The organism is Achromobacter pestifer (genome assembly GCF_013267355.1).
Lineage (GTDB): Bacteria > Pseudomonadota > Gammaproteobacteria > Burkholderiales > Burkholderiaceae_B > Achromobacter > Achromobacter pestifer_A.
Genome location: NZ_CP053985.1, coordinates 7,058,088 through 7,079,906, shown reverse-complemented (window position 1 = coordinate 7,079,906; position 21,819 = coordinate 7,058,088). Strand labels below are relative to the sequence as shown.

The window sequence follows — 21,819 nt, the reverse complement described above, 5'->3', positions numbered from 1 at the left end:
ACTTGCGTCGGGTAGCGGCGGAATGCGCGGTTTCAGGCGACGCCGCCGTTGGCGCGCAGGATCTGGCCGTTGACCCAGCCGGCCTCTGGCCCCGCCAGGAACGACACCACATTGGCGATGTCCTCGGGCTGGCCCAGGCGTTCCAGCGGAGGCATTTTGGCGTAGTGCTCGATCAGTTCGGGGCTCTTGCCGTTCAGGAAGAGTTCGGTGGCGACGGGGCCGGGCGCCACCGCGTTGACGGTGATGCGGCGGCCGCGCAATTCCTTGGCGAACACTTGGGTAAGGCTTTCCACCGCCGCCTTGCTGGCGATGTAGACGGAGTAGTTCGGCAGGTTGAGCGCGATGGTGGTGCTGGAGACGTTGACGATGCTGCCGCCGTCGGCCAGCCGCGTGGCGGCTTCGCGCAGCGTGTTGAAGGTGCCGCGGGTATTGATGCCGAAGGTCTGTTCGTAGAGTTCGTCGCTGGTCTCGGCCAACGGCACCATCTTCAGGATGCCGGCGCTGTTGACCAGCACGTCGATGCGGCCCAGTCCCGCTTCCACCTGGTCGAACATGGCGCGCACTTCGTCCGCCCGGGACACGTCGGCCCGCACCGCCAGGGCGCGGCCGCCGGCTGCGCGGATGTCATCGGCCAGGGCCTCGGCCGCGGCGGCGCTGGACGCGTAGTTGATGGCGACGGCGTGGCCGTCCTGCGCCAGGCGGCGGACGATGGCGGCGCCGATGCCGCGCGATCCGCCGGTGACGAGCGCGATGCGTTGCGTGGCCTGGGTGTTCATGTCGTATCTCCGGTTGCATGGGGGTGAGGCGTATCTTGAACTATTCCAGAAAAAAGATAATTACTCTATATTCGCTAACATAATTTCATTTGCATTAATAATGGGTGGCTGAGCATGGACCGGTTCCAGGAAATGCAGGTGTTCGTGCGCATCGCCGAAAGGCGCAGCTTTTCCCAGGCCGCCGAGGACCTGCAGATCCCCCGTCCCACGGTCACCAATCTGGTCAAGCGGATGGAAGCGCGCCTGGGCGCCCGGCTGCTGGAACGCACCACGCGCCAGGTGCGGCTCACCCATGACGGCGAAGCTCATTACCAGCGTTGCGTGCGGCTCCTGGCGGATCTGGAGGAGGCCGACGGCGCGTTCCTGGATACCTCGCCCAAGGGCCTCTTGCGGGTCAATGCGCAAGGCACGCTGGCCAGGTTCTTCGTCATGCCGGGCCTGCCGGACTTCCTGGCGCGCTATCCCGACATCGTGCTGCAGCTGGGCGAGGACGACCGCCTGGTGGATCTGGTGCGCGAAGGCGTGGATTGCGTGCTGCGCACCGGCACGCTGCAGGATTCCTCGCTGGTGGGACGCCAGATTGCGCTGATGCCGCAAGTCACGGTGGCCAGCCCCGCCTATCTGGCGCGCCATGGCGAGCCGCGGCGGCTGGAAGACCTGGAAGGCCATCGCGTGGTGGATTACCTGTCCAGCGCCACGGGCCGCAGCCTGCCGCTGGATTTCATGGTCGAAGGCAAGAATGTGCAGGTGCGGCCCAGGGCCGTGGTCAGCGTCACCGGCGCGGAGCTTTACACCAGCGCGGCGCTGGCCGGCCTGGGCTTGGTGCAGGTGCCGCGCTACCGCATCGAACGCGAGCTGGCGGCGGGCGAGCTGAAGATCGTGCTGCCCGCCGCGCCGCCCGCGCCCATGCCTGTGTCGGTGCTGTATCCGCAGAACCGCCAGGTGTCGGCGCGGGTGCGCGTTTTCACGCAATGGCTGGCGGAGGTCATCGCCGCGGGCCTGGCTCAGACGATGCCGGTCAGGTAGTACACGGCGATCGCCAGGAAGACCGAGGTGGTGGATATCAGCGTGATGGCGAAGATGTCGCCATAGGACTGGCGGTGCGTCAGGCCCGTGACCGCCAGCAGCGTGATGACCGCGCCGTTGTGCGGCAGCGTGTCCATGCCGCCGCTGGCCATGGCGGCGATCCGGTGCAGCACTTCCATCGGGATGCCGGCCGCGTGCGCGCTGTCGATGAAGGTCTGCGCCATGGCCGCCAGCGCGATGCTCATGCCGCCCGAGGCCGAACCGGTGATGCCGGCCAGCGAGGTCACGGCCACCGCCTCGCCCACCAGCGGGTCGGGGATGGACTTGAGCGCGTCGGCAACCAGCAGGAAACCGGGCAGGGCGGCAATCACGCCGCCAAAGCCGTATTCCGCCGCCGTGTTCATCGAGGCCAGCAAGGCGCCGGACACCGCGTTCTTGCTGCCTTCGGCGAAGTGCGCCTTGATGCCGCGGAACGAGAACAGCAGGATGGTGAAGATGCCTGCGATCAGCGCGCCCATCACCGCCCACAGCGCCACCTGGTCTTCGGCGTTGACGGGCATGGGCTTGGGCAGGCCCGGCAGCGCGACTTCGGAGCCGGCCGGATACCAGCCCGGTATCCAGCGCGTCAGCAGGTAGTTGACGACTCCCACCACCACCAGGGGCAGCAGGGCGACCAGCGGATGGTGCTCGCGTTCGCTGGGCGGCGTGACCGGCTCGTTGCGCAGCTCGGTGCCGTAGGTCTCGCCCGCGGCCATCGCGCGCTTGCGCCGCCACTCCAGGTAGGCGATGCCGGCGGTCAGCGTGAAGCAGGCGCCGATCAGGCCCAGCCAGGGCGCGGCCCAGGTGGTGGTTTCGAAGAAAGTGGTGGGGATGATGTTCTGGATCTGCGGCGTGCCGGGCAGGGCGGTCATGGTGAAGGTGAACGCGCCCAGGGCGATCGCGCCCGGCATCAGCCGCTTCGGGATGCCGCCCTGGCGGAACATCTCGGCCGCGAACGGGTACACCGCGAACACCACCACGAACAGCGACACGCCGCCATAGGTCAGCACCGCGCAGACCAGCACGATGGCCATGATGGCGCGGTCGGCGCCGATCAGGCGCAACACCGCTTGCACGATGGCGCGCGAAAAGCCCGACAGCTCGATCAGCTTGCCGAACACGGCGCCCAACAGGAACACGGGGAAGTAGAGCTTGGCGAAGCCCGCCATGCGCTCCATGAAGATGCCCGAGAACACGGGCGCCAGCGCCGACGGGTCGGTCAGCAGCACCGCGCCCATGGCCGCGATGGGCGCGCACAGGATCACGCTATAGCCTCGATACGCCGCCAGCATCAGGAACGCCAGCGCCGCCACCACGATGAACAATCCGGTCATTCGGTACTCCGGGAATGAAGAGATAAGGGGTGTGGGGCTACACCTTACCGCATCGAACCGGATACCTTGTTTGCAGCGGCCGGGATTCAGCGTTCCAGCAGCGCTTGCGCCTGGCGGGCGATGTCCAGGCCGATCGCGGCGTCCTCGCCGCCGCCCATGAACCAGGCGGCGGACAGGCCGCACCAGGCCAGGATCCATTGCAGCAGCCGGCGGCGCTCCAGGCCCGACTGCGCGACGACCAGTTCCAGCCGCCGCTCGAAGCGCCCGGGCTCGATGGCCACGGGCGGAGCCGGATCCGCCAGGTCCGGGTTGCAGAAGAGATTGGCGTAGTCGAAGGCGCGCTCGCCATGCAGGCGTTTGGGGTCGATGACCAGCCAGCCGCGCTCGCCGAAGTCCAGGATATTGCCGTGGTGCACGTCGCCGTGCAGCACCGTCAGGTCGCGCGGGCTGTCGAGCAGGGCGCGGGCGTGGCGGGCGCTGTGCGCCAGGATGCCGCCTTGCGCCTGCGCCATGGGCCACAGTTCCTCGAACCATTCTTCTAGCGGACGCAGCGCGGGCAGGGGCCGGGCGCGCGGCGCATGCAGGTCTTGCAGCACGCCGCAGATGATGCGGGTGGCTTCGTCGTCGCGCCCGTTGCGCGCGTACTCGGCCAGCGAGCGAGCGCCCGTGGCCCGCTCCAGCAGGATGGCTGCGCCGTCATGCGCCAGCACGCGCGCCGCGCCCTGGCCGTCCCACCAGCGCATCAGCACGCCGCCTTGCTTCTCGTCTTCTTCGTGCGAGACCTTGAGCATGGCGGGCAGGCCGCGATGCCGCACGGGCAGCAGCTGGGCGGCGCGCGTGATGATGGGCGCGCCGTCGGGCGTCAGTTGCCAGCGGGCAAGGTAGGTGTCGAGCATGGGTGGCGGGAAGTGCTTGGTTGGGCCTCTATAGTAGAACCCGGCGCGGCTCGGCCTGCGGTGCGAGTTGCCGCGGCAGCAGTGCCGTAATCGCCGCCGCCAATGCATTGCCCGCCGCGCTGGCGACGATGGGCAGCAGATAGGAGCCGCTGAGGTCGTACACATGACCGGCCGCCACTGGGCCGATCAACGTGCCGAATGCCACGCTGGTGTAGAGCGCGCCGATGATGCCGCTGACGTGCCGGCCGCCGAAGTAATCCATGACCACTGCTGGCATCAAGGCCACCCAGCCGCCGTAGAACGCACCGAACACCAGGGCGAACAACGCCAGCGTCCAGAACTGGCCGCAAGCGCTCCACAGCGCCATCGACGCCGCCATGCCGCCATACATCGTGGCGAGCGAGGCGCGCCGGCCCAGGCGGTCGGCCAGCGTGCCCAGCAGAAACCGGCCTGCCGTGCTACCCACGCCGACCATGCCCAGCAACAGCACGGCCAGCCCCGGCGCGATGCCATGATCCAAGGCGTACGGGATGAGGTGCACGAAGGGCACGAAGACGCCGAAGGCGCCGGCCATGGCTGCCAGATACAGCAGGACGAAGACCTTGCTGCGTATGGCTGCGAGCACCGGCACGCCGGCGGGCGCGGGTGCTGGTGCGGATGCCGGCGCAGCGCGGACGGCGGGCGCGGCGTCGCCGTCGGGTTGCAGTCCGCGGTCTTGCGGCGAATTTTCAACCCAGCGCGCCGCGGCGCAGCCCAGGACCGCTACCGCGGCGGCCAACGCCAGATAGGCGGCGCGCCAGCCCCACAGGTCGATCAGCGCGCAGGCCAGCGGCGGCACCAGCAGCGTGCCCACGCCGATGCCGCTGACCGCCAGCCCCGAGGCCAGCCCGCGCCGGCGCAGGAACCAGCGCTGCACGGCGCCCACCACCGGCACGTAGGCGCAGCCCACGCCTAGCCCGACGCCCAGGCCGTAGGCCAGGTAGATCTGCATCATGCTTTGCGCGGCGCTGGCAAGCGCCAGGCCCAGCGCCACCAGCAGCATGCCTATCCAGGCCATGCGGCGCGAGCCGTAGCGGTCCGCCAGCGGGCCGCTGACCACGCCGAAGCCGAAGTAGAGAAATCCCGCCAGCGAGAACACCAGCGACACCGCGCCGCGCGTGGCCGAGAAGTCGCGCTGCAAGGCGTCGACGAAGGCGCTGAATGAGTAGGCGCTGCCAAAGCCCAGCAAGGTGATGGCGAAGGCCGCGGCCACCACCCGCCAACCGTGGAAGATCCGGCCGGCGATGGGCAGGGCGGCGCCGGGTTGCGCATGCATCTTCATCTTCGGCCTCACAACGCCGGCCGGCGTAGATGCCAGTTTGTGGCCGCCTGGAAAGCGGCGCCCAGCCGGAACAGCACAGGCTCGCCCAAATGGGCCGCCACCAGTTGCAGGCCCATGGGCATGCCGGCCGCGCACTGGCCGGCGGGTAGCGTCAGACAGGGGTGGCCCGTCATGTCGAACACGCAGGTATAGCGTTGCAAGGCTTCGACCAGTCCGGGCTGTAGTCCTAGAACGCTGATGGCTTCGAGCGTGAGCGGAGCCATGGGCTGCACTGGCGTCAGCAGCGCATCGACCCGGCCGAACAAGGCGTCGACCTTGCCTCGCGTGGCCATGCGACGCAACAGGATGCGCTGGTGGTCGAGGCCGGATAGCGCGCGTCCCGCTTCGATCACGCCGGCCAGCACCGGTCCGTACTCCGCCTTGCGGCAAGGGTAGGTGCTGGCGTGCGCCACCGCCGCTTCGACCGCGCAGAGCGGCGCCCAGTCGCGCACGGCCTGCGCTGCGTCCTCAATGGGGAACTGCAGCGGCACCAGGACCGCGCCCAGTTGCTCGAAGACCTGCATCGCCGCTTCCATCATGCGCTGAGTCTGGGCATCGACGTTGCCGTGGTTCCAGTTTGCATCCACGCCGACCCGCAGGCCGCCAACCGTGGCTTCGGCCTCCTGGGTGTAGCGCGGCACGGGCGCTTGCAGCGCGGTCGGATCCTTCGCATCGGGTCCGGCGATGGCCTCCAGCAGCGCCGCGGCGTCGGCCGCGCTGCGCGCGATGACGCCGGCGTGATCCAGCGAGGCCGCCAGTTCGAACACGCCGTGGCGGCTGACGCGGCCCCAGGTCGGCTTGATGCCGGTCAGCCCGGTGGCGGCGCAGGGCCAGCGGATGGAGCCGCCGGTGTCCGAGGCGGTCGCGCCGAAGCAAAGGCCGGCGGCCGTCGCCACCGCCGATCCGCTGGACGAGATGCCGGTCCAGTAATCCGCGTTCCAGGGGTTGCGCGGCGGCACGGTATCGGGGTGATGGTCGGAGTACGCGCCCTCGGTCATCTGCAGCTGCCCCAGCAGCACGGCGCCCGCCTCGCGCAGGCGGCTGACTACCGTGGCGTCATGGTCGGCGGGCGTGCCGCGGTGGATCGCGGCGCCGGCGGCCGTCGGCACGCCCTTGCGGCGGAACAGGTCCTTCAGTGCGATGGGGACGCCATGCAGGGGGCCGCGGTAGCGTCCTTGGCGTATCTCGCTTTCCGCGGCCTGCGCTTCCTGCAGCGCGGACGCGGCGGTCACGTGGGCATAGCTGCGCAGGCTGCCGTCCAGGGCCTCGATGCGCTGCAACTGCGCGCGCGTGACCGCTACCGGCGAGACCTCGCCCGACCGGATCAGGGCGGCGAGCGACAGCAGGTCCAGTTGGTGGAGACTTGCAGCCTTGATATTTTCCGTATAGTTCATCTATTCTTTATCCATCATGCGGTCGCCAGTAACCCAGTCAGACTAATGCCTGAGAGGCGGTGCGACAAACCATGATTTCTATTCGAATTGAATTAGAAAAACTAAATCATCAATTTCTTGGGCCATGACCGTTCAGCGACTGCCTCCCCTTAACGCGCTGCGCGCCTTCGAGGCTGCGGCCCGCCATCTCTCCGTGAAGGACGCGGCGCAGGAACTGTGCGTGACGCCGGGCGCGGTCAGCCAGATGATCAAATCGCTGGAGCAGCACCTGGGCGTGGCGCTGTTCCTGCGCGTGAACCGCGGCATTCAGCTGACGGACGCCGGCCACGGTTTCCTGCCGCCGGTGCGCAATGCCTTCCGCCAGATCCTCGCGGCGTCGGCCCGCATCGCCCTGCCGCCCGAGAGCCGCGTGCTCACCGTCAGCACCACCGCGTTCTTCGCATCGGCCTGGCTGATCCCCAGGCTGCACGGCTTCCATGCCCGCCATCCGGAGATCGACCTGCAGGTCGTCACCAGCAACGCGCTGGCGGCTTTCGGCCGGGACGGCGCGGACATCGCCATCCGCCACGGGCTGGGCCGCTATGCGGGACTGCAAAGCGAACACCTGCTGACCGTGGAGGTCGTGCCGGTGGCATCGGCCGCCTTGGTGGCGAAGCTGGGCATGCCAGGCGGCGCGCGGGAGCTGCTGCGCTGGCCACGCGTGCATGACGAAGCGCGCAACGGCTGGCAACTGTGGTTCGCGGCCCAGGGCGTGGAGGACGCAGGCATGCCGAGGGGGCCTGCCTTCGATGATGGCAGCCTGCTGCTGCAGGCCGTAGCCGCCGGCCAGGGCGCGGGCCTGCTGCCCGTGGCGATGGTGCAGGATGAATTGGCGGCCGCACGCCTGGTCCGGCTGGCCGGCGACGCCTGGCTGGAGGACTTCGGCTACTACCTGGTATGGCCGGGCAGGGGCGCCTTGCCGGACAAGGCGCGGGTGTTCCGGGATTGGCTGCTGGAAAGCGGTTTGGGGGGCGCCAGCCCGAGGCGCTAGCGCGCAGCCGACAGGGCCGCCGCCTTGTGCGCCAGTTCCGCCACGCCGAAGCTGGCCGCGAGCGAGTGATCGTCCAATGCTTCCAGCGATACCCAGCGGGCGTCGGCGGCATCGTCGCCCGCCACCGGTTCGCCGGATTGCCAGCGGCACAGCACCGCGATCAGGATGAAGTGGCGGCGCAGCGCGCCCGCATCGTCGCGGTCATAGACGTCCACCGCATCGAACACGTGCAGTGGTTCCGCGCGCACGCCGGTCTCTTCCAGCAGTTCACGCGCGGCCGCGGCAAGCACGCCTTCGCCCGCGTCGATCTTGCCGCCGGGGAAGGCCCAGCGGCCCTGGTCAGGCGGGTTGGCGCGGCGCACCAGCAGCACACAGCCGTCGCGCACGACGGCGGCGATGGTGGCCGCGATGGGACGTTGGGGCGGGGGCGCGGTCATGCGGGGTTCCTTGATGCAACTGGGGCCTGGGTATGCCAGGGTACGCCAACCCGGGCTTAGCGCAAATCCCCGTAGTGCCGAACCGGTCCCTGGTGCACACTGTCAGCCGCGCCGACATGAGCGCATCGAAAAGGGGGCGGGAGGGCAGCATGGATACACCGGACCGGCAGTTGCGCTATTTCTTGCGCATTGCGGAACTCAAATCGCTATCGCGCGCGGCGGAGGACCTGGACCAGACCCAGTCAGGGCTGAGCCGGCAACTGGCGGCGCTGGAAGCCCACGTGGGCAAGCCGCTGTTCGTGCGCACCGGCCGCGGGGTGGAACTGACCGAGGCGGGCGCGCGGCTGCTCGACGGTATCCAGCCTGCGTACAAGAACATCGACCGGGTGCTGGAGGCGGTGCGCCAGCGCGAAGGCGTGACGCAGGGAACGGTCCGGCTCGCCACCGTGCATACGCTCAGCTACTACTTCATGGCCGAGGTGGTGGCCAGTTTCGTCAGCAGCCATGAACACGTGAACCTGTCCGTGATGGGGCGCAGTTCGCCCGAGGTGGTGGCGCTGGTGGAAAGCGGCAAGGCGGACGTGGGCTTCGTCTACGACGCGGCGGTCGCCTCGGACAACCTGGCGTCGGCCACGCTGTTCGACGACGAGATGTGCCTGATCGTGCGCGGCGATGTGCAACTGCCGGACGATGTCGACCTGGCCGGCATGGACCTGCGGCTGGTGGGCTTTCCGCCGCATTACGCGCTGCGCAAGATGATCCATAGCGCGGGGCTGGAGCCGGAGTTCGTGGCCGAGGCCGAAACCATAGACGCCATGCTCAAGCTGGTGTCATCGGGCGTGGGCGCCTGCATCCTGCCGTCCCGCATCCCCGACAAGCTGCTGACCGAGTATGGCCTGCGCAAGGTCCGGGTCCATAGCCCCATTTTGCGGCGGCGCGTGGTTGCCATCACGCTGGCAAACCGCCAGCCCCTGCCGCTGGTGAGCGAACTGCTGGCGGTCGCGCACCGCATTGCGGCGCAGTAACCGCCACGGCAGGCTCGAATAGCAGCTATGACCCTGGCTGCATGGCTGTATCGCGGCGGGTTTTCCATACTGTGCATACCTCGCGCGGCGTCCGGTGGCGCCGATGGCGCGGGCAATACACAGGGGAAGACATGAGCACCGCATTACGAGAGAAATCCTATTTCGACACCCGCGCCACGCAGGAAATGGCGCGCCATCTGCACGCCGTGCCGCGCAGCATCCAGGAAACCATGGCCTATGCCTGTCGCATCCTGGCCATGACCGAGCAGGAGGCCGGCCTGGCCGGGCAGATCAGCGTGCGCTCGCAGCGTCCCGGCGCGTACTGGACCTTGCGCTTCGGCCTGGGCTTTGACGAAGCCACGCCGGCCGACTTCATCGAAGTGGACCGCGACCTGCATACGCTGACGGGCGAGGGCATGGCCAATCCGGCCACGCGCTTTCACCTGTGGGTGTACGAGGCGCGGCCCGACGTGCAGTCCATCATCCACACGCATTCGCCCTGGGCCTCGGCGCTGGCCGCGGCGCGCCAGCCGCTGGTGATCTCGCAGATGGACATGACGCCGCTGCACGACGACTGCGCCTTCCTGGGCGAATGGCCGGGCGTGCCGATCGCGGACCAGGAGGGCGTGATCATCTCCGGCGCGCTGGGCAAGAAGCGCGCCATCATCCTGGCGCATCACGGCTACCTGACGGCGGGCGTTACCTGCGAGGAGGCGACCTACCTGTCGGTGTACCTGGAACGCGCGGCGCGCATGCAGATCCGCGCGCAGGCCTTCGGACCGCTGACGCCGGTGGACGACGCACTGGCGCGCGAGGCGCACGATTACCTGCTCAAGCCCTCGATCGTCAACGCGACGTTCAATTACTGGGCACGGCAGACGCATGGCATCCCGCCCTTGCCGCTGCCCGCCGCCTGATACCGCGCAGCTACATTCCTCCAGCACTTTTTTCGGGGAGTCATGATGATGACGACCAAGCCTGCGGCTGCGCGTTCGCGCCGCGATTACGTGACGGCCGGACTGGCCAGCATGATGGGGACCACGATCGAGTGGTACGACTTTTTCCTTTATGGCACTGCTGCCGCGCTGATTTTCAACAAGATCTTCTTTCCTGCCTTCGACCCGCTGACGGGCACGCTGGCGGCTTTCGCCACCTATTCCGTGGGCTTCTTCGCGCGGCCGCTGGGCGGCGTGATATTCGGCCATTACGGCGACAAGATCGGCCGCAAATCCATGCTGCTGATCACGTTGTTGCTGATGGGCGTGCCCACCATCCTGATCGGGCTGATCCCGTCGTATGAGCAGATCGGCTACTGGGCCGCCGTGCTGCTGGTGCTGATGCGCTTCCTGCAAGGGATCGCGGTGGGCGGCGAATGGGGCGGAGCGGTGCTGATGGCGGTGGAGCACGCGCCGGAGGGCAAGAAGGGCTTCTTCGGCAGCCTGCCGCAAGCCGGCGTGGCGCCGGGCCTGATCCTGTCGTCGCTGGCAATGGGCGCGGTCGCCAGCTTGCCCGAGGCCGACATGCTGGCCTGGGGCTGGCGCCTGCCGTTCCTGGCCAGCGTGGTCCTGCTGCTGGTGGGCTGGTTCATCCGGGTCAAGGTGGCCGAGTCGCCCGATTTCGAGCAGATGAAGGAGAAGGGCGCCAAGGTCGAGGTGCCGGTGGCCGAGGTATTGAAGCACCATCGCCGCGCGCTGCTGGTGGTGGTGGGCGCGAGGCTGGCGGAAGTGACCTGGTTCTACACCGTGGTGACCTTTTCGCTGGCCTACGCCACGGGCACTCTGGGCATTGCACGCTCTGTCATGCTGGACGCCACCATATGGGGCGCGGCCGTCGCGTTGATCACCATGCCGCTGTTCGGCATGCTGGGCGACAAGATCGGCCACAAATGGGTGTTCATGGTTGGCACCCTGGGCATCCTGGCCTGCGCGCCGGTCTTTTTCCACCTGCTGGGTACCCGCGACACCGGCCTGATCATCCTGGCGGTATGCCTGGCGGTGGGTCTGGTCTACGCTTGCCTGTACGGGCCGGAAGGCACCCTGTTCTCCAGCCAGTTTCCGGCCGAAGTGCGCTACACCGGCATTTCGCTAGCGGTGCAGGTGTCCGGCGCCATCGGCGGCGGCCTGGCGCCCATCGTGGCGACCTGGCTGCTGGCCAAGGGCGGGGGCGATCCTCAGTACGTGGTGTGGTACTTGAGCATCCTGGGGGTGATCGCCTTGTTCAGCGCCTGGCTGATGCGCAGCGAGTCCGCCATGGCCAGCGCCCTGCGGGTGCCCGCTAGCGCCAACTTGAGGACGCCATGAAGACCATCGACTACTACTTCTGGATGAATTCCGACTGGGCCTACCTGGGCGCCGACAGGCTGGAGGCGCTGGCGGCGCGCCAACAGGCGGAAATCCGCTACCTGCCGGTGGACCTGCCGGAGGTCTACGCCCGCACCGGCGGCATCCTGCTGGGCCTGCGTTCGCCCGAACGCCAGGCCTACCGGGTGGCGGAACTGGCGCGCTGGTGCCGCAAGCTGGACACCCACGTCAATCCGCAGCCGGCCTACATGTGCCCGGATGCCAGCCTGGCCTCGCGCATCGTCATCGCGGCGGACCACGCCGGCCTGCCGGTGGCGGCGTTGTACAAGGCCATCCTGAAAGCCGAATGGTGCGACGAGCAGGACATCTCGGACGCAGCCACCTTGCGCGCCATCGTGGAGCAGCAGGGGCTGGACGCCCCAGCCCTGCTGGCCGCGGCGGCCGAGCCCGGCATCGAGGCCGTCTACCGCCGCAACACCAACGACGCGGTCGCAGCCGGGGTGTTCGGATCGCCCGCCTATGTGTACCGGGGCGAGGTATTCTGGGGCCAGGACCGGCTGGAGATGCTGGAGGAGGCCGTGGCCGCCTAGGCGGCCACGGCGTACAAGCGCGGCAGGGGTCAGGGCGCCGCGCCAGCCCCTGCCAACGCTTGGCGGTGCCGCACGAGGAAATCAACGGCGCGGACGATGTCTTCATCGTTGCGCCGATCTTCGGCCATGTAGGGGACCTGCTTGCGGAACTCGCGCTTGAGGGCGCTGGTCCCCGCTCCGACCATGAAATCGGGACGCTGGGCCACGCGCAGGTCCACGGCCTGGGCGGCGTGCATCAGTTCCACCGCCAGCAGCATCGTCAACCGGTCGATCTGGGCGGCCAGCCTGCGGCCCGTGGCTGGCGCGTTGGTTCCCACGTCTTCGATATTTCCAGCCTGGGGCTGCACGTCGGTCACCATCGGCAACGCCAGCATTCTTACCTCTGCCGCAAGCGACGACACCGTTTTCTGAATCGGGCCATAGCCGATGGCACCGTTGCCCGGGCTGAGAAACCGGGGGAGGCCCGTGAATGCGGTGTCGGTCAGCCGCAGCGTGCGCTGGGCAGACAATTGCGCTACCTGGGACAAGGCTACGCCCATGCCCTGCAAAGGCAGTGCCCAGGCGCTGGGATCGAAACCGGCGTTGGGCAGCACGGCGCCTCGAACCGGGCCTTCCGTGACGTAGAACTGCAATTCGTAAGCTTCGGCATGCTCGCCGGGCTGGGCATCCAGCGCCACGGTGGGGTTGTCGTCGGAACTGTTGATCTGCAGCAGCAGTTGCCGCTGCAGCAGATCCAACATGTCTCGCGCCGCGCCGTGGGCCTGGCTCACTGTGCGAAAGCTCAATGGATCCTGCAGCGCGCGCTGCGGGTCCTGCTGCCACAGGGAGCTGCCACGCAATAGGGTTCTGATGTGTCCGGCCGTACTCGCTTGCCCCTCGTAGGGGCGTTGGGCCTGCGATGCGGACAGTACCGGCGCCAGGTTGCCGTTCAGCCCTTCGAGCGACAGTGCGGCGACGGTGTCGGCCAGGGCAAGCAACCTGGCGGCATCCAGCGCCGCCAGCGACGCGACGGCGGCGCCGTAGGCGTTGGAACTGACGATGGCCAAGGCGTCCTTGCCGAAGGGCTGCACCGGGTCGAGGCCAGCCTGGCGCAACGCCTGCGCCGCGGGCAAGCGCTGGCCGCGGTAATAGGCCTGGCCTTCGCCCATCATCGCCAACCCGATCTGCGGAAGTATCGTGATGTCGGCTTCGCCGACCGAGCCTTCGCCGAACATCACTGGGGTGATGCCGCGATTGAGAAACTCGGCGTACTGGCGCAGCACGGCAGGCTGCAATCCGGAGCCGCCGAACAGCGCGGTGTTCAGCCGGATGAGCATGGCCGCCCGAGTGAGCTCCCGAGGCGCCTCGGCGCCGTAGGCCGCGCTGTGCGAACGCAGCAGGTTGCGGTTGAACTGCTCCGACAATCTGCGCACCTCGGGCGAAATTTCTCCTCCTTTGAAAATGGTCTGATCCTTGTTCAACCCGACCCCCCGGTTCAGTCCGTATACGGGGCGGTCCAGGCGCGCGTAGGCCAGCAGCAGGTCGTAGGAGCGTTGCGCGCGCCGCATGGCCTCATCGGCCAGCGTCACGCCGCAGCCTTGCCTGGCCACGGATTCGATCTGCGCCAGGGTAAGCGACTGGCCGTCCAGAACGATGGGCGCGCAGGCGGCCGCGACGGCTGCCATGGGCGCGAGCAATACGCCCAGCAGCGCGGCGATGCCAGTGGATCGGCGGATGGCTGCCCGATACGGCCGGGCAGGGGAGGACGGCGAGTGCTGCATGGACATTGCGACTCCTGGCTTGGGGAAAGAAACGGGCGCGGCGGCGCCGCGGACCGCCAAGCGGCCCGCGGTGTCGGGGCGGAGCAGGAAAGCGTGCGGGGCGGCTAGGGTTGGCGCTGCGCGCCCAGGGGCAGGCGCAGCAGGTCCTGTCCCAACACGACGGGTCCGCGGAAGGTCTGGCGCGCCTGCAGCCAATGCTCCGCAGGCGCGTCACCCGGCACCAGATGTGACAGCACAAGCGTCTTGACGCCGGCGCGGGTGGCGACTTCGCCCACTTGCTGCGGCGTGGTGTGGGCCTCCAGCAGTTGCTTGGCCAACGCTTGTTGGCGGGCGTCCCAGGGCTTGGCGCCGACGATGTGGTCGACCCAGGCCGGGTCGATCGCCTCGTGCACCAGGATGTCGGCGCCGTGGGCCAGCTTGATCAGGTTTTCGCTGACCGCCGTATCGCCCGAGAACACCACGGAGCCTGCCGCGGTGTCGAAGCGGTAGGCGAAGTTGGGGTACACCAGACCGTGCGGCACCAGGATGGCGCTGACCTTGACACGCTCATCCTGCCAGACGGGAAACGGATCCATCGGCGGAGCCGGTTCGGTGTTCGGATCCTTGACCACGCCGGCCGGAACCTCGATGTCATGAGCCTGGAAGAACTGCCGGATATCCGGCACGCCTTCGCTGCGCACCCGTATGTTCAGATCGGCCGACATGCCGGCGATGACCGACTCGACCAGATCGCGCGTGCCGGCGGAAGGATTTTCCGCGTGGATCACCGGGTCGTCCTTCATGCCGGGCGCGAGCGGCGGCAGGACGCCGCGCCGTCCGGGGCCGTATATCTGCATGGACGCCTTGGCGCGGCGGCGGGCGCTCGGGTCGTACATCAGCAGGTTCGCCAGATCGATGATGTGGTCGGTGTGCAGGTGGGTCAGGAACACGGCTTGTTCGGCGCCGGGTTTGACGCCGGCGCGGCGCAACTGGCGGTAAGCGCCAGAGCCCAGGTCGACGATGTAGGCCCGTCCGTCCACCAGCACTGCCGAAGAAATCCCGTGCGGCGACTCGGCGCCATACCAGGTCGGGCCGCCGGCCACGCCCAGCAGAACCAGCTCGGTGGTCCGCGGCGATTCCGCCGCCAGCGGCGTCGAGCAAAAGCCGGCCAGCGCGAGCGCCGCGGCCGCGGCCAGTGTCTTGGATACCTTAAACATGGCGGCCCTGCGGCAGAACGGTCAATGCAATCAGCGCGACCACGCTGGCTCCCATGACGTACAGTGCGGGCGCGAACGCCACGCCCGTGGTGTAGGTGATCCAGGTAAGAATGACGGGGGCGAATCCGCCCAGGACCGTGACTGCCGTGTTGTACGACAGGGACATGCCCGAAGAGCGCACGGCGGTGGGAAACACTTCGGACAGCGCCGCCGGGGCCACGCCCACGTACATGGCCACCATCAGGCAGAACAGCGACTGCACCACGATGAGCGTGCCCAGGGTGTGCGATGCCTTCAGCCACATCATCAGCGGGTAGACCGCGAGCAGCAGGATCAGCGCCGCTGCGCGCAGCACGGTGCGGCGACCGTAACGGTCCGACAGCGTGCCGGAGAACACGCAACCCCCGATCAGGAACAGATTGCCCACGAGCGCTGCCGTGAAGGCCTGTGAACTGGAGAACCCCAGCGATTTCTGCACATAGATGGGCATGAAAATGATCAGCGCGTAGGGGCCGACGGCCCAGAGCACCGACATGCACAGGCCGGTCAGCAGCTCCTTGGGATAGTCCCGCAGGACCGACAGCAGCGGCGCCTTGACATGGTCGCCCTGACGCGCCTGGCGCGCCTGTTCTTCGCGGAAATGCGGCGTTTCGTCCAGCGCACGGCGCATCCACAGGCCGACAGGCGCGATCGCAAGGCCGATGATGAACGGCACGCGCCAACCCCATTCTCCGACCTGCTGTTCGGTCAGCAGCGTGGTGACCAGGGTAGCGACCAGTGCGCCCAGCAGGTTGGAAATGCCCATGCTGGCCTGCAGCCACGAGGCATACTGACCGCGCTTGCCTTCCGGCGCATGCTCGACCAGGAAGGCGGTGGCGCCACCGACCTCGCCGCCGGCCGAGAAACCTTGCAGCACGCGGCCGCACACGATCAATAGGGGGGCGCCCACGCCGATCGCGGCATAGGGCGGCGCCGCGGCGATCAGCAGCGTGCCCACGGCCATCAGCATGATGGTCAAGGTCAACGCTGCCTTGCGTCCGGCGCGGTCGCCATAGGAACCCAGCACCAGCGCGCCCAGGGGCCGCACCACGAAGCCCAGGCCGAAGGCCAGGAACGAAGCCATCAATTGCACGGTGGGATCGGCGTTATGGAAGAAGTTCTGCCCGATATAGACCGCGAACAGGGCATAGACGGTGAAGTCATACCATTCGAGGGCATTGCCGGCCGACGCGGCAATCACTGCCTTGCGGCCGCTGCGCTCGTGCGCCGTGGCCTGATGCGCCGGACGGCCGGGCGGAACCCCGGCTCCGGGATTGATCGTGATGTCTTTCATTTCTTTCCCCTGGAATCATGCGCGCTTGGAGCACGCTCTGAAAAAACGTAAAAATGAACCGCTGCCCCTCGGCCCTGCGGTTGTGTCTTGCTGCTATGCCTGCCGGTCCTGAATCAGGCGCGCCAGATGGTGCTGGCGCGAGCCGAACATGGCTTCGATCACGGTTGTCCGTTTGAAGTGCGCGCCGACCTGCAGCTCTTCGGTCATGCCGATGCCGCCATGCAGCTGGATGGCGCCTTGCCCGACGATGCGGGCGGACTTGCCTACCTGGGCCTTGGCCATGGAAAGCAGCCGCTCCGCTTCCGGCATGGATTCGGCCAGCGCCATGTTGGCGGCCAGGGTCAACGACCGCGCTTCTTCGAGCGCCGTGTACATGTCCACCTGCCGATGTTGCAACGCCTGGAACGTTCCGATGGGACGGCCGAACTGTCGCCGGACTTTCAGATAATCGAGCGCGGCGTCGTGCATCGCCTGCATCGCGCCCAGGGCTTCGCCGCAAAGCGCGCCGATCGCGTGCGCGTACAGATCGTCCAGCACCGCTGCGCCATCGTCCCGGCGGCCCAGCACTGCGCCGTCGTCCACGCGCACGCCCTCGAATGCGAGATGCGAGGCGCGGCCGCCGTCCAACCTGCGGAATGGCCGCTGCGTGAGACCGGCGGCAGTGGCCGGGACCAGGAACATGGTGATGCCGTCGCGCGCGCACGACGCGCCGTCCGTACGCGCCGAGACCATGAAAGCCTGCGCGCCGGGCGCGTCGAACACAGTCTGCTTGGCGCCGTCCAATACATAGCCTGCGCCATCCCGCCGCGCCCGCAGGGCCACGGCATGACGGTTCTCGTGGGAGTCCTGTTCGCGATGCGCGAGCGCCATCCGGTAGTCGCCGAGCGCCAGCGGGCCCAGGCAGGCGTCGCGCTGCGCGGGCGTACCGTGCCGCAGCAGGCATCCGGCGCCAAGTACCGCGGTCGACAGGTAGGGCTCGCCCGCCAGCGCCTTGCCCAGCGCTTCCATGATGATCATGGTTTCGACCGGTCCGCCGCCCACGCCGCCTAATTCCTCCGGCAGCAGCAACGCCAGCCAGCCCAGGTCGGCCATCAGCTTCCAGTCTTCCTGCGCGTAGCCGGCGGCGCTGGCCATGAGGCGGCGCCGACGTTCGAAATCGCCGTGGTCGCGGGCGTAGGTTTCGGCGCTTTCATGCAGCATGCGCTGCAGATCGTTGAAAGAAAAATCCATCGTGGTCTCCTACAATCCCAGCACGTGCTTGGCGAGGATGTTGCGCTGGATCTCGTTCGAGCCGCCCCAGATCGTCACCTTGCGCAAGTTGAAGTACAGCGGGCCCGCTGCGGCCGCGAAATCCGGACCCAGCGCTTGGGAGTCGGCGCTCAGACTGTCCAGCAGCGCCTCGTCCAGCGCCAACGCGTCTTCCCCCAGGCAATCCATCGCCAGTTCGCTGATGGCCTGTTCGATTTCGGTGCCGCGTATTTTCAGGATCGAGGCGGCGCTGCCGGGGCTCTGCCCGGCATTCATGGCGCTCAGGAAACGCAATTCGGTGTATTCGAGCGCGCACAGCTGCATTTCCAGATCCGCCACGCGCAAGCGCAGCGCCGGATCGTCCAGGCGGTTCCCGCCCATGCCGTCCGGCAGGCGTTGCGCCACACCCTTGACCCGTGCCAGCAGACGCTTGGATCGGGCGACCCCGGAGATCACGAAGCGCTCGTGTTCCAGCAGGAACTTGCCGTAGGACCAGCCCGTGCCTTCGCCTCCCACCAGTTGGGCGGCCGGCACGCGTACGTTGTCGAAGAACACCTCGTTGACTTCGGCGTCACCGTCCAGCATGCGTATCGGCCGCTGGCTGATGCCGGGCGAACGCAGGTCCAGCAACAGGAAGGAGATGCCTTGCTGCGGCCGCTCCTCTTTGCTGGTGCGCACCAGCGCGAACATCCAATCCGCCCATTGCGCCCAGGTGGTCCAGATCTTGGAGCCGTTGACGATGTAATCATCTCCGTCGCGCACGGCGGTCGTGCGCAGCGACGCCAGGTCGGAGCCGGATCCGGGTTCCGAGTATCCCTGGCACCACCAGTCCTGGTTGGCCAGGATGCGCGGCAGGAAGCGGGTCTTCTGGGCTTCGTTGCCGTAGGTGTAGATCACCGGGCCGACCATGTTGACGCCAAACTGCACCAGCGGCGGACAGGGCTGCGCGCCGTACTCCTGTTGGAATAGGTACTTCTGCACCGGACTCCAGCCGGGGCCGCCGTATTGTTCCGGCCAGTTCACCGCGTACCAGCCGCGCGCCGCCAGGATGTCCTGCCAACGCGTGTAATCGCTGCGCTCCAGGCGCAGGCCCAGTTCGACTTTGCGCCGGATGTCCGCCGGCAGGTTGGCGGCGATGAAATCGCGCACTTCGCTGCGGAAGCGTTCTTCTTCCGGGCTGAACCGCATTTCCATTCCCATGCTCCTTAGATCACGCCTGCCGCGCGCAGGCCTTCAATCGCGCTGGCGTCCATTCCCAATACCTGGGCCAATACCTCAGCGCTGTGCTGGCCCAGCGCCGGAGCGGTGGCCAGTTCGCCTCGCCGCATGCCGGAGAAATGCACGGGCTGCTCGACCAGCGCCGTCTCTCCCAGGACAGGGTGGGGGGCACGGGTGGTCAACTGGCGTACCCGCGCCTGTTCGCTGTCGACTGCCTGCGCGGTGTCCTGGATGGGCGCCGCCGGGACGCCGGCGCGAGACATGGCCGCCACGGCTTCCTGCACGCTCAGCGTCCTGCTCCAGGCTTCGATCAGCGGACGCAGTTCGGCGTCGTTTCGGCTGCGCTCGCCATCGGTGCGAAAGCGGGGGTCGGCCGGCAGCTCGGGGCGGCCGATGGTATCCGCGACCGCCTGAAACAGCTTGTCATTTGCCGCCGCGATCACCAGATGGCCGTCATTGGCCGCGTAGGCGCCGAACGGCGAACTCAGCGGGTGGCGGTTGCCGACGCGCGCCGGCGCCGCGCCGCCGAACAGATACTGCGCCAAGGCCGTGGGCTGCATCGCCAGTAGCGAATCGAACATCGCCACGTCCACGTGCCTGCCGCGTCCGCCGCGTTCGCGGTCATACAGCGCCGCCATCACACCCCAGGCGGCGAACATGCCGGCGCAGATGTCGCCGACGGATTCGCCGATCAAGGTGGGCGCGCCGTCGGCCTCGCCGGTCAGGCTCATCAAGCCGCTCATGGCCTGGGCCACCACGTCGTAGGAGGGGCGGGCGGCGTTCGGACCGTTCTGTCCGAAGCCCGAGATGCTGCAATACACCAGCCGCGGGAACAGCTCGGACAATTCGGCATAGCCGATCCCCAGCTTGCCGGCCACGCCCGGCTTGAAGTTCTCGATGAGCACATCGCTCCTGGCGGCCAGCTCCCTCGCGATGCGCCGGCCTTCGTCCCGCTTGAGGTCCAGCCGGATGCTCTTCTTACCCCGATTGTTGAGGATGAAGTTGGTGCTTTCGCCTTGCACCATGCGTCCCATGTGGCGTTGGTCGTCGCCCTGCGGCGGTTCGACCTTGATGACCTCGGCGCCCAGGTCGGCCAGCATCGCCGTGCAGTACGGTCCCGCCAGCACCCGCGTGAAATCGAGCACGCGCACGCCTTCAAGCATCTTTCTGTCCATGGTTGCTAGTCGCCGTGTCCAGGGCTGCAGTGGGCGTACTGGGCGGTGTCGATGCGGGCGATGTTCTTTTTCCGCACCTCATCCAGGGCGTCCTCGTAGCCGGCGTCGGCATACCGCAGCACGCCGCTGGCCGTGTCGTTGGTCATCGACAGGCGCAGCCGCTGGTCGGCGGCCGCGGTGCCGTCCGCCACCACCGTGACGCCGGCGCTGGTCATGTAGCCGCTGTATCCGCCGCCGCCGGAGTGGATCGCCACCAGGTCGGCGCTGGACGAGCAGTTGATCATGGCGTTGAGCAGCGGCCAGTCGGCGATGGCGTCGGAACCGTCGCGCATGTTTTCCGTCATGATGTTCGGATGAGCCATGGCGCCGGCGTCAAGATGGTCCCGCGTGAAGGCGACGGGCGCGCTGAGCACGCCTTCGCGCACCATCCGGTTCACTTCCAGCGCCAGCTCGGTGCGCTCGCCGTGTCCCAGCCAGGCGATGCGGGCGGGCAGGCCTTCGAACGGCACTTCCTTGCGCGCAAGTCGGATCCAGTTGGAGACGATGAAGTTGTCGGGAAAGCGTTGCAGCAGGAAATCGTCGATCTTGCGGATGTCGTCGGCGTCGTTCGATAGCGCGATCCAGCGGAACGGACCGATGGCGCGCGCGAACAGGGGCCGCAGAAACGCCTCGGTGAACACCGGGATCTCGAAGGCGCGTTCCACGCCGCCCTGTTTCGCATGGGTGCGGATCAGGTTGCCGTTGTCGAAGACGATCGAGCCCCGGTCCTGGAATCCCAACATCGCGGTGACATGGCGGACGATGGAGGCGCGGCTGGCGTCCATCAGGCCAGGAACGTCATTGCGGCGCATGTCGGCCACTTGTTCCAGCGTATGCCCGGCGGGAATGTAGCCGTAGACCAAGTCGTGCGCCGAGGTCTGGTCGGTGACGATATCGGGCACGATGCCGCGGGCCAGGATTTCGGGGTAGACGTCGGCGGCGTTGCCCAGCAGACCCACCGAGATCGGCTCGCGGCGGGCCTGCGCTTGTTGGATCAGCGCCAGGGCCTCGTCCAGCGAGTCCGCGCGCCGTTCGAGGAAACCCGCCTTGATGCGTTTCTCGATGCGTTCCGGATTGATTTCCACGGTGAGGATGGCGGCGTTCGCCATGCGGCCGGCCAGCGGCTGCGCGCCGCCCATGCCGCCCATGCCCGCCGTCAGGATGAAGCGGCCGCGCAGATCGTTGTCGAAGTGGCGTTCGGCAATGCGCGAGAAGATCTCGTAGGTGCCCTGGATCACGCCCTGCGAGCCGATGTACTGCCAGTCGCCCGCCGTCAGCCCGCCCCAGCAGATCAGGTTGTCGCGTTCCATCTGGTAGAAATTCTCGGCGCGAGCCCACTGGCCGACCATGTTGCAGTTGGCCATGATCACGATCGGCGCTTGCGGATGCGTGCGCAGCACGCCGATGGGCTTGCCCGATTGGACAATGAGCGTCTGATCTTCCTCCAGTTCCATCAAGGCCTGGACCATGGCGTCATGCGCGGGCCAGTCGCGCGCGGCGCGGCCCAACGCGGCGTAGACCACCAGGTTGGCCGGGTCTTCACCCACCGCCAGCACGTTTTCCAGCAGGCGCAGCAGCGCTTCCTGGCGCCAGCCTTTGCAACGCAGGGTGTTGCCGCCGGGGATATTGAATTCTCGTTTCAC

General features: G+C 67.7%; 19 protein-coding genes. 6 read left to right on the top strand and 13 right to left on the bottom strand.

All coding sequences use genetic code 11. From position 1 onward, the window contains the following. Positions 1-32: 32 nt before the first annotated feature. Positions 33-776, bottom strand: coding sequence for an SDR family oxidoreductase (locus tag FOC84_RS33280; protein ID WP_173149880.1), 744 nt, complete (start codon positions 774-776; stop codon positions 33-35). Between the two features lie 114 nt (positions 777-890). Here FOC84_RS33280 and FOC84_RS33275 point away from each other — a divergent pair, with 114 nt between their 5' ends. After that, positions 891-1,802: a LysR family transcriptional regulator gene (locus FOC84_RS33275; protein WP_173149878.1), complete on the top strand. Its 912-nt coding sequence runs from the start codon at positions 891-893 to the stop codon at positions 1,800-1,802. Here the strand turns inward: FOC84_RS33275 and FOC84_RS33270 are convergent. The 4 genes from FOC84_RS33270 to FOC84_RS33255 form a co-directional block, all read right to left on the bottom strand. After that, on the bottom strand, positions 1,781-3,175 hold the full coding sequence (locus FOC84_RS33270; protein ID WP_173149876.1) for a GntP family permease: 1,395 nt from the start codon (positions 3,173-3,175) through the stop codon (positions 1,781-1,783). The two genes, FOC84_RS33275 and FOC84_RS33270, sit on opposite strands and share 22 nt — an antisense overlap. Positions 3,176-3,261: 86 nt before the next feature. Further along, positions 3,262-4,071 (bottom strand): aminoglycoside phosphotransferase family protein, encoded by an 810-nt coding sequence (locus FOC84_RS33265; protein ID WP_173149874.1) that lies wholly within the window; start codon positions 4,069-4,071, stop codon positions 3,262-3,264. Between the two features lie 28 nt (positions 4,072-4,099). Next, complete coding sequence (locus FOC84_RS33260) at positions 4,100-5,386, bottom strand: MFS transporter (protein ID WP_173149872.1); 1,287 nt, start codon at positions 5,384-5,386, stop codon at positions 4,100-4,102. Positions 5,387-5,400: 14 nt separating this feature from the next. Continuing rightward, positions 5,401-6,825 carry an amidase gene (locus FOC84_RS33255; RefSeq protein ID WP_173149870.1) on the bottom strand — a complete coding sequence of 475 codons (1,425 nt, stop codon included), beginning with the start codon at positions 6,823-6,825 and terminating at the stop codon, positions 5,401-5,403. 124 nt (positions 6,826-6,949) lie between these two features. On the opposite strand from FOC84_RS33255, the gene FOC84_RS33250 reads away from it, so the two are divergent. Continuing rightward, complete coding sequence (locus FOC84_RS33250; RefSeq protein WP_173149868.1) at positions 6,950-7,855, top strand: LysR substrate-binding domain-containing protein; 906 nt, start codon at positions 6,950-6,952, stop codon at positions 7,853-7,855. Here FOC84_RS33250 and FOC84_RS33245 read toward each other — a convergent pair. Then, positions 7,852-8,292 (bottom strand): NUDIX hydrolase, encoded by a 441-nt coding sequence (locus FOC84_RS33245; RefSeq protein ID WP_173149866.1) that lies wholly within the window; start codon positions 8,290-8,292, stop codon positions 7,852-7,854. The genes FOC84_RS33250 and FOC84_RS33245 overlap by 4 nt on opposite strands. A gap of 149 nt (positions 8,293-8,441) precedes the next feature. Between FOC84_RS33245 and FOC84_RS33240 the strand changes: the two genes are divergently transcribed. The 4 genes from FOC84_RS33240 to FOC84_RS33225 all read left to right on the top strand — a co-directional run bounded on the left by FOC84_RS33240 (position 8,442) and on the right by FOC84_RS33225 (position 12,207). Beyond that, positions 8,442-9,317, top strand: coding sequence for a LysR family transcriptional regulator (locus FOC84_RS33240; RefSeq protein ID WP_173149864.1), 876 nt, complete (start codon positions 8,442-8,444; stop codon positions 9,315-9,317). 131 nt (positions 9,318-9,448) lie between these two features. Beyond that, the gene (locus FOC84_RS33235; RefSeq protein WP_088139915.1) at positions 9,449-10,234 is read left to right on the top strand and encodes an aldolase; all 786 of its coding nucleotides are present in this window, start codon (positions 9,449-9,451) and stop codon (positions 10,232-10,234) included. Between the two features lie 45 nt (positions 10,235-10,279). Beyond that, complete coding sequence (locus tag FOC84_RS33230; RefSeq protein ID WP_173150587.1) at positions 10,280-11,617, top strand: MFS transporter; 1,338 nt, start codon at positions 10,280-10,282, stop codon at positions 11,615-11,617. Then, positions 11,614-12,207, top strand: coding sequence for a 2-hydroxychromene-2-carboxylate isomerase (locus tag FOC84_RS33225; protein ID WP_173149862.1), 594 nt, complete (start codon positions 11,614-11,616; stop codon positions 12,205-12,207). The genes FOC84_RS33230 and FOC84_RS33225 overlap by 4 nt, the downstream gene beginning before the upstream one ends. Positions 12,208-12,236: 29 nt before the next feature. On the opposite strand, the gene FOC84_RS33220 is transcribed toward FOC84_RS33225, so the two are convergent. The 7 genes from FOC84_RS33220 to FOC84_RS33190 form a co-directional block, all read right to left on the bottom strand. Next, a complete protein-coding gene (locus tag FOC84_RS33220; RefSeq protein ID WP_173149860.1) occupies positions 12,237-13,973 on the bottom strand; it encodes an HAL/PAL/TAL family ammonia-lyase in 1,737 nt (578 codons plus the stop codon). Positions 13,974-14,071: 98 nt separating this feature from the next. Continuing rightward, a complete protein-coding gene (locus tag FOC84_RS33215) occupies positions 14,072-15,163 on the bottom strand; it encodes an MBL fold metallo-hydrolase (RefSeq protein WP_173149858.1) in 1,092 nt (363 codons plus the stop codon). Further along, on the bottom strand, positions 15,156-16,496 hold the full coding sequence (locus FOC84_RS33210) for an MFS transporter (protein ID WP_173149856.1): 1,341 nt from the start codon (positions 16,494-16,496) through the stop codon (positions 15,156-15,158). The genes FOC84_RS33215 and FOC84_RS33210 overlap by 8 nt, the downstream gene beginning before the upstream one ends. Positions 16,497-16,589: 93 nt before the next feature. Beyond that, positions 16,590-17,726: an acyl-CoA dehydrogenase family protein gene (locus FOC84_RS33205; protein WP_173149854.1), complete on the bottom strand. Its 1,137-nt coding sequence runs from the start codon at positions 17,724-17,726 to the stop codon at positions 16,590-16,592. A gap of 9 nt (positions 17,727-17,735) precedes the next feature. Further along, entirely contained in the window at positions 17,736-18,938 is a 1,203-nt protein-coding gene (locus FOC84_RS33200) for an acyl-CoA dehydrogenase family protein (protein ID WP_173149852.1), read from the bottom strand. Positions 18,939-18,949: 11 nt separating this feature from the next. Continuing rightward, positions 18,950-20,137: a CaiB/BaiF CoA transferase family protein gene (locus tag FOC84_RS33195; RefSeq protein ID WP_254241861.1), complete on the bottom strand. Its 1,188-nt coding sequence runs from the start codon at positions 20,135-20,137 to the stop codon at positions 18,950-18,952. A gap of 5 nt (positions 20,138-20,142) precedes the next feature. Continuing rightward, complete coding sequence (locus tag FOC84_RS33190; protein WP_173149850.1) at positions 20,143-21,819, bottom strand: urocanate hydratase; 1,677 nt, start codon at positions 21,817-21,819, stop codon at positions 20,143-20,145.